Below are 7,802 nucleotides of genomic sequence, written 5' to 3'. Positions count from 1 at the left end.
CGCCTATATAGGGGGCCCGCCGCCCCATCCGGCCTCCCGGGCCGTCCACGAGGGTGCGCGCCGCACGTCGTCCCAGAGGAGTTTCCGGTCCATGGCGTCCCTTCGAGACATCCGCAAGCGCATCCGCTCGGTGAAGAACACGCGGCAGATCACCAAGGCGATGAAGATGGTCTCCGCCGCGAAGCTGCGAAAGGCGCAGGACGCCATCCTCGCCGCCCGCCCCTACGCGCAGACGCTGGAGCAGATCATCTCCGAGCTGGCGCTGCGCTCCGCCGACCAGGAGCTGGCGCACCCGCTGCTGGCCAGCCGCCCGGTGCGCCGCGTGGAGCTGCTGCTGCTCACGTCCGACCGTGGCCTCGCCGGCGGCTTCAACTCCAACGTCATCCGCCGCGCCAACCGCTTCCTGTACGAGAACACCAACCTCCAGGTGCGCGTCTCGACGGTGGGCCGCAAGGGCCATGACTTCTTCCGCAACCGCGGCCAGTCCATCCGCAAGGACTTCGCCGGCCTGTACGCGGGGCTGAACTACCGCTCCGCCGCCAACGTCGCCGAGGAGCTGACCGCCGCGTTCCTCAACGACGAGGTGGACGCCGTCTACGTCGTCTACAACGAGTTCATCTCCGCCATCAGCCAGAACGTCGTCGTGTCGCAGCTGCTGCCCCTGCAGCCCGCCGCCGCGAAGGCCGCCGCCACGCCCACGCCGGAGACGGCGGCCGCGGCGCCCGCGCTGGTGGACTTCAAGTACGAGCCCTCCCGCCAGGCCGTGCTGGACCGGCTGGTGCCCCAGGCCGTCAACATCAAGGTCTACCGGGCGCTGCTGGAGAGCGTGGCCAGCGAGCAGGGCGCGCGCATGAGCGCCATGGAGAACGCGACCAACAACGCCACGGACATGATCTCCAGCTACACCCTGCTCTACAACCGCACCCGCCAGGCGGTCATCACCAAGGAGCTGATGGAGATCGTCTCCGGCGCCGAGGCCCTCAAGTAGTCCGCCCGGCCAGCGGCCCGTTGGACCCCCCGGGGGCCCGCTCGCGCGTCACAGCGCGGGTCGGGCCCTTCGTCGTTTCCCCCCGGCCGCCAGGCGGGCAGGGGAGGTGGGTCGGACGAAAGGATGCAGCGGGGGACTGGCGCTGGGGACACCGCTCCGCTAAGCGGGACTTACGCGCGCGGACCCGGGAGGCTTGACCCTGCCGGGGGGCCCCCGGTAAAGGGGGCGCGCCCACACCCCTTCTCTTGGGGTTGATTTCCTGACGGGCGGCGGCGTCCCGGCCGCTCGCCATACGAGACAAGGCAGAGGATTCCATGAGCGCTCAAGTTCCGACGACTGGCAAGGTCACGCAGGTTCTCGGCCCCGTGGTCGACGTGGAGTTCCCGCCCGGCGGGCTCCCGGAAGTCTACTCGGCCCTGAAGATCACCAACCCCAACCTGGGCGCCGAGCAGGACAACCTCACGGTGGAAGTGGCTCAGCACCTGGGTGAGAACACGGTGCGCTGCATCGCCATGGACTCCACCGAGGGCCTGGGCCGCGGCATGCAGGTGCGCAACACGGGCGCCCCCATCCAGGTGCCGGTGGGCAAGGCCACCCTGGGCCGCATCATGAACGTCACCGGCGACCCGGTGGACGAGATGGGCCCGGTGAAGGCCACCGAGTACTGGCCCATCCACCGCGCGCCCCCCGCGTTCACGGACCAGGACGTGCGCGTGCAGATGTTCGAGACCGGCATCAAGGTCATCGACCTGCTCGCCCCCTACACCCGAGGCGGGAAGATCGGCCTGTTCGGCGGCGCCGGCGTGGGCAAGACGGTGCTCCTGCAGGAGCTCATCCGCAACGTGGCCGTGGAGCGCGGTGGCTTCTCCGTGTTCGCCGGCGTGGGCGAGCGCACCCGCGAGGGCAACGACCTGTACCACGAGATGCAGGAGACGAACGTCATCCAGACGGAGAACCTGGAGGCCAGCCAGGCCGTCCTCGTCTACGGCCAGATGAACGAGCCGCCCGGCGCCCGCGCCCGCGTGGCCCTCTCCGCGCTCACCATGGCCGAGTACTTCCGCGACGTGGAGGGCCGTGACGTGCTCCTCTTCGTGGACAACATCTTCCGCTTCACCCAGGCCGGCTCGGAAGTGTCCGCCCTCCTGGGCCGCATCCCGAGCGCCGTGGGTTACCAGCCCACGCTCGCCACGGAGATGGGCGGCCTGCAGGAGCGCATCACCTCCACCACGAAGGGCTCCATCACGTCCGTGCAGGCCATCTACGTGCCCGCCGACGACCTGACGGACCCCGCGCCCGCCACCGCGTTCGCCCACCTGGACGCGACCACGGTGCTCAACCGCGCCATCGCGGAGCTCGCCATCTTCCCGGCCGTGGATCCGCTGGACTCCACCAGCCGCATCCTGTCCGCGGACGTCCTTGGCGCGGAGCACTACGCCGTGGCCCGCCGCGTCCAGGGCATCCTGCAGCGCTACAAGGAGCTCCAGGACATCATCGCCATCCTCGGCATGGACGAGCTGTCGGAAGAGGACAAGCTGTCCGTGGCGCGCGCCCGGAAGATCCAGCGCTTCCTGTCGCAGCCGTTCTTCGTCGCCAAGGTCTTCACCGGCAAGGATGGCCGCTACGTGAAGCTGGCGGACACCATCCGCGGCTTCAAGGAGATCGCGGACGGCAAGCACGACGACATCCCGGAGAGCGCCTTCTACATGACGGGCGACATCAACGAGGTCATCGAGAACGCCCGCAAGCTGGCGGCCGCGTAAGGCCGTCGGGAACCTGCCCCATGCGCCTGACCGCCGCGCTCGCCCTGATGCTCTGCTGTGTCGCGCCCTCCGCCCTGGCGGAGGAGCGTGGCAGCCGGGCACGGGTGAGCGCGAACGGGCTCTACAGCGTGCGCATGGTGGACACGGGTGTGGGGCAGTGCCGGCTGGAGATGCTCAAGGAGAACGGGCCCCTCTGGTCGGCGAACGTGTGCGTGGGGACGGTGGACGACCTGTACTTCGCGTCCAACGACGGTGAGAAGGTCTGGGTGCTCTACCCGCTGGTGGAGAAGGGCAAGCCGCCCGCCGGCAAGAAGAAGCGGGGCAGCGGCCTGTCCTGGGCGCGGGTGATGGTGGCGGCCCAGTTCGACCGCACCGGGCAGAAGCTCCAGGAGAAGCGGCTGACGGAGCTGATGACGACGAAGCAGCTCCCCGAGGTGCGGCAGATGGCCCACCACCTGAAGTGGCTGGAAGGCACGCTGGGCATCCCGGGCAAGGGCCCCCGCCTGACGGACGCCGGGGTGGTGGAGTTCGAGCCGGTGGGCGCGAAGACCCAGCGGCTGACTTTCTGATGCGGTAGCACGAGGACCTTCATGGCCAAGCTGAGTGTCGAGATCGTCACCCCCGAGAAGCGCATCCTGTCCGTGCAGGCCGACGAGGCCATCGTGCCGGGCGGAGAGGGCCTGTTCGGCGTGCGGCCCGGCCACACGCCGTTCCTGTCGCTGGTGGAGCCGGGCACGCTGACCCTCATCGAGGGCGGCCGCCAGGACAAGTACTTCATCGCCGGCGGCTTCGTGGAGGTCAGCAACGACAAGGTGCTGGTGCTGGCGGACGCCGCCGAGCCCATCAACGGCATCGACGTCGCGGGCGCCCGCCGCCGCATGGCGGAGGCCGAGGCGCGGCTCAAGGACCTGAGCGCCGCGGACGCACGCTACGCGCTGGAGCAGGCCGCGGTGCGCCGCGAGGCCGCGCGCATCGGCGCCGCCGAGACCCGCTGAGCGCGAACCTCCTGTCGTGACCCGGAAGGGTGGAGCCCGAAGCCCCGTGACACCGGGGGCCGGCGCTCCACCCTTTTCCGCGTTCAGGGCCTCTGGGCGGCATGATGCGGCTTCAAGCCATGAGCCCTCCCGTCACCCCCCTGCTGGAGCTGTTCCACCGCATCGCGGATCCCCCGTCCGCGACCGCGCGCCTCTTCGTCACCGACCACGCGCTGGAAGACCGCGTGCGCTTCCGCAACGTCGCCTTCGAAGAGGCGGAGGCGGACTGGCGCGCGAGAGGCGGCCACACGACCCCGGCGCTCTGGGATGGCACGCGGCTGCACCAGGGCGCCGAAGCGGTGGTGGCGCGGCTGCTCGCGGTGGTCAACCTGGGCCGCGACGATTCGTGAGCTTCACGCGCGTGCGCCGCGCGCTTCGCGTGATCGACGTGAAGTCGCGCGCGTCAAGGTGAACACCTGAGCCCGTGGGCTCCGCACGCGCACGGCGCCTTGCGCACCCACGCGCGGCCACCCGTGCGTCCCTTTCGGTCCATGCGCAGCATCCGGAGTTGGACATGGAGGCGGGCTCGCATACGTCATCGGGGGCGCCTGCTTGCTGAAACGCGGCGGGATGCGATAGCTACCGCGCCCCCGGTTGCGCCGCGTTGACGGCGGAGGAGGCGGAAAGTGTCGACGCGCGCGGTGCAACCCGGAGGGACCTCTCCTGTCCATGGCTCCACCGAACCCGCTCCGCGCACGTCAAGGCCCCATGATCGAAACGCTGTCGCTTCGCGCGCCCACGCAGCGTTCATCTCGGTGCTCGTCCTTGCCTGAGGCTCGGGTAGTCTCCGCCCTTCCGATGCCGCTGACTCCCGCAGATCGCCAGGACAGGTTCCATGCGGCGTTTCTCGGACTCGCCATCGGCGATGCGCTCGGCTTTCCGCTGAGGGGCATCCCGCCGGCGAGCCTGACCCGCCTGCCCGGGCTCGCGGAGGACTTCGCGCCCCGCCCGCGCGGCAAGTACGCCAAGGGCCAGTTCAGCGACGACACGCAGTTGCTGCTCGCCGCCGCGGAGAGCGTCATCCGCGAGGGCAAGGTGGAGGGCCGCAGCGCCGCGGCGCACCTGGCGTGGCTGTGGCAGGAGGGCATCATCCTCCAGCCGCCGCGCAGCCTGTCGGAGTCGCTGCAGCGGCTGGCGGGCGGCACGCCGTGGATGAGCGCGGGCGCGCCGCTGGGCATCCGCTGCCCGTCGGTGCTCAGCCGCGCGCTGGTGGTGGGCCTCTTCGAGAGCGGCCAGCGCGCGCGCCTGCCGCATGACGCGGGCGTGCTCACCGTCGTGACGCACAAGGATCCGGTCTGCGCCGCGGCCGCCGCCGCGTTCGCGCAGGCCGTGGCGCTGGGCATGGAGGAGGAGGCCCTCACGCCCGCGGCCTTCTGCGACGCCCTGGCGCTGGCCGCCGCGGTGCACGACAAGGCGCTGGCGGAGGAGATCCGCCACCTGCCGCGCCTGCTCACCTGGGACACCCAGCGCGCGCTCAACCAGCTGCGCAAGGTGGGCGTGCCCCCCAGTGAGCTCAAGGGCGTGGACGGCCTGCCGGCCCACGTGGTGCCGGTGCTGCTCACCTCGCTGTACGCGACGCTGAAGGTGCCGCACGACTTCCGCCAGGCCGTCATCCTCACGCTGCGCTGCGGCGGCGAGGCGGACGTGGCCGCGGCCCTCACCGGGGCGCTGCTGGGCGCGCACCTGGGCACGCGCGCCCTGCCGGCCCGCCTGCGCAAGCAGGTGCTGTACGCGGAGAACCTGGTGGACACCGCGGACCGGCTGTTCCGGGCCCGACAGGTGCGCGAGACGCTGGCCACGGCGATCGCCCACCAGCACCGCCGCCGGTAGCGCTCGTCTGCTTCCGGGACCCGTTCCTCCTCGGGGGACGGGGGTAGCAGGCAGGCAGCCGAACACGAAAGGGGTGTGCGCCGGGACTTCTCCCGCCCACCCTTCCTGACCACCTTGAGGGACAGAACAGGGGTGGACGGGATGCCGGTCAGGCGTCCGACGGTCCTTCCCTGGGCCCACCAAGTCGGAGGCACGGTCGTGGACCTCGAATCGGAACGCCTGGAGCGCACGCAGCTGGAGACGCTCTCCACCTCGGAACTCATCCGGCATGCCTTGTCGGAAACCCGCCTGCTCGTGAAGGCGGAGGTGATGCACGCGAAGAAGGAGCTGAAGCAGGAGCTCCAGGCCGCCAAGACCGCGGGCATCCTCCTGGGCGCGGGGGCCGTGCTGGCCCTCACCTCGCTGGCGGTGCTCTTCGTCGCGCTGGGGCTGGCGCTCCCCCTGGGGGCCGCGGTGGGCGTGCTCATCGTGGGCGCGGTGCTGTTGGCGGTGGCGGGCCTGCTGCTGTTCCTGGGCACGAAGCGGGTGCCCAAGAAGGCCATGCCCCACACCCAGGAGCGTCTGAAGGCGGACTTCAAGATGACCCGGGAGACGCTGCAATGAGCCAGGCCCCCGATACCGAAGCGCACGGCGAGCACGCCATCACCCGCCACATGGGCGACCGCGAACAGGTGGAGCAGACCGCGGACCGCATCCGCGACGAGCTGCTGCTGACGCTGGAGGAGCTGGACCGGCGCCGCGACCGCGCCATGGACATGCGCTACCACGTCAACCAGCACCGCGACCTGCTCGTCACCGTGGGCGCCGCCGCGCTGATGGTGGTGGGCGTGGGCGTGGGCGTGGCCATCTACCGCTCCCGCCACTACGACGAGCGCGTCCGCCGCCGGCGCCGCAAGGCCCTGGAGCGAGCGTGGGCCCACCCGGAGCGCGTGGCCACCAGCGTGGAGGACAAGCCCCTGGGCGCGGAGCTGGGCCGCAAGCTGGTGATGATCTTCGCCACCACGCTCGCCACCGCCGTGGCCCGCAACTCCATGCAGACCCTGGTGCCCTCGCGCACCGGCCCCAAGGTGCCTGAGAACGCTGATAAGAAATAGTGAAGGCGTAAAATTCGCGCATAAAGCATGCTGATGGGCATGACGGACCTGCTCTATGCGCGTGCGCAGATGGGGTTGTCGCTGGCGTTCCACATCGTGTTCGCGGCGGCGGGCGTGGCGTTGCCAGTGTTGATGGTGCTGAGCGACTGGATGCACCGGCGGACGGGGGACGGCGACTACCGCAAGCTCAGCGAGAAGCTGGCCAAGGGCACCGCCATCCTGTTCGCGGTGGGCGCGGTGAGCGGCACGGTGCTCTCGTTCGAGCTGGGACTCTTGTGGCCGGAGTTCATGGGCCGCTACGGGGAAGTGATTGGCCTGCCCTTCAGCCTGGAGGGCGTGGCCTTCTTCACCGAGGCCATCTTCCTGGGCATCTACCTGTACGGCCGCGAGCGGGTGTCGCCGGGCCTGCACCTGTTCAGCGGCGTGATGGTGGCGGTGAGCGGCGCGGCCAGCGCCTTCTTCGTCACGCTGGTGAACACGTTCATGAACAACCCGTCCGGCTTCACGCCCACGGCGTCGGGGCCCACGGACGTGCAGCCGCTGGTGGCGATGTTCAGCCCCGGCTGGCAGTACCAGACGGCGCACGTGCTCTTGTCCTGCTACCAGGCCAGCGCGTTCGCGATGGCGGGCATCCACGCCTTCATCCTGCTGAAGCACCCGGGGGCGGCCTTCCACAAGAAGGCGCTGTCCATCGCGCTGCCGCTCGCGTGTGTCACCGCGCTCCTGCAGCCGCTGGTGGGGGACCTGTCCGCGAAGCACGTCGCGAAGGCGCAGCCGGTGAAGCTGGCCGCGATGGAGGGGCACTTCGACACGCAGGTGGGCGCGCCCCTCAAGCTGGGCGGACTGCCGGACGTGGAGACGCGGACGGTGTCGGGCGCCATCGACGTGCCGAAGGGGCTCTCCATCCTGGCGTTTGGTGATCCGGACGCGGAGGTGAAGGGGCTGAATGACTTCCCCCGCGACACCTGGCCCCCGGTGGCGAAAGTCCATGTGGCCTTCCAGGTGATGGTGGGCACGGGCAGCCTGATGGCGCTGCTCGCGCTGGTGACGCTGTGGCGCCGGTGGCGGGGCCGGGCGTGGCCGCACGGGCGGGGGA

Annotated in this window: 9 protein-coding genes; all 9 read left to right on the top strand. The window is 70.5% G+C overall.

Annotated elements, in window-relative coordinates; genetic code table 11:
• Positions 1-91 precede the first annotated feature (91 nt).
• Positions 92-988, top strand: coding sequence for an ATP synthase F1 subunit gamma (atpG, locus tag D7V93_RS32250; RefSeq protein ID WP_120647034.1), 897 nt, complete (start codon positions 92-94; stop codon positions 986-988).
• A gap of 314 nt (positions 989-1,302) precedes the next feature.
• Positions 1,303-2,748 (top strand): F0F1 ATP synthase subunit beta, encoded by a 1,446-nt coding sequence (gene atpD / locus D7V93_RS32245; RefSeq protein WP_120647033.1) that lies wholly within the window; start codon positions 1,303-1,305, stop codon positions 2,746-2,748.
• 20 nt (positions 2,749-2,768) lie between these two features.
• On the top strand, positions 2,769-3,317 hold the full coding sequence (locus D7V93_RS32240; protein WP_120647032.1) for a hypothetical protein: 549 nt from the start codon (positions 2,769-2,771) through the stop codon (positions 3,315-3,317).
• A 21-nt stretch (positions 3,318-3,338) separates the two neighbouring features.
• A complete protein-coding gene (locus tag D7V93_RS32235; protein ID WP_120647031.1) occupies positions 3,339-3,743 on the top strand; it encodes a F0F1 ATP synthase subunit epsilon in 405 nt (134 codons plus the stop codon).
• Between the two features lie 119 nt (positions 3,744-3,862).
• Positions 3,863-4,132, top strand: coding sequence for a hypothetical protein (locus D7V93_RS32230; protein WP_120647030.1), 270 nt, complete (start codon positions 3,863-3,865; stop codon positions 4,130-4,132).
• 448 nt (positions 4,133-4,580) lie between these two features.
• Complete coding sequence (locus D7V93_RS32225; protein ID WP_120647029.1) at positions 4,581-5,612, top strand: ADP-ribosylglycohydrolase family protein; 1,032 nt, start codon at positions 4,581-4,583, stop codon at positions 5,610-5,612.
• Between the two features lie 198 nt (positions 5,613-5,810).
• Complete coding sequence (locus tag D7V93_RS32220; RefSeq protein WP_120647028.1) at positions 5,811-6,215, top strand: phage holin family protein; 405 nt, start codon at positions 5,811-5,813, stop codon at positions 6,213-6,215.
• Positions 6,212-6,706 carry a hypothetical protein gene (locus tag D7V93_RS32215; RefSeq protein ID WP_120647027.1) on the top strand — a complete coding sequence of 165 codons (495 nt, stop codon included), beginning with the start codon at positions 6,212-6,214 and terminating at the stop codon, positions 6,704-6,706. Before D7V93_RS32220 ends, D7V93_RS32215 begins: the two co-directional genes overlap by 4 nt.
• Before the next feature lie 33 nt (positions 6,707-6,739).
• A partial coding sequence (locus tag D7V93_RS32210) for a cytochrome ubiquinol oxidase subunit I (protein WP_147451452.1) occupies positions 6,740-7,802 on the top strand: 1,063 nt, incomplete at its 3' end.

It is taken from the genome of Corallococcus llansteffanensis (genome assembly GCF_003612055.1).
GTDB lineage: Bacteria > Myxococcota > Myxococcia > Myxococcales > Myxococcaceae > Corallococcus > Corallococcus llansteffanensis.
This window is presented reverse-complemented; position numbering and strand designations above follow the sequence as displayed.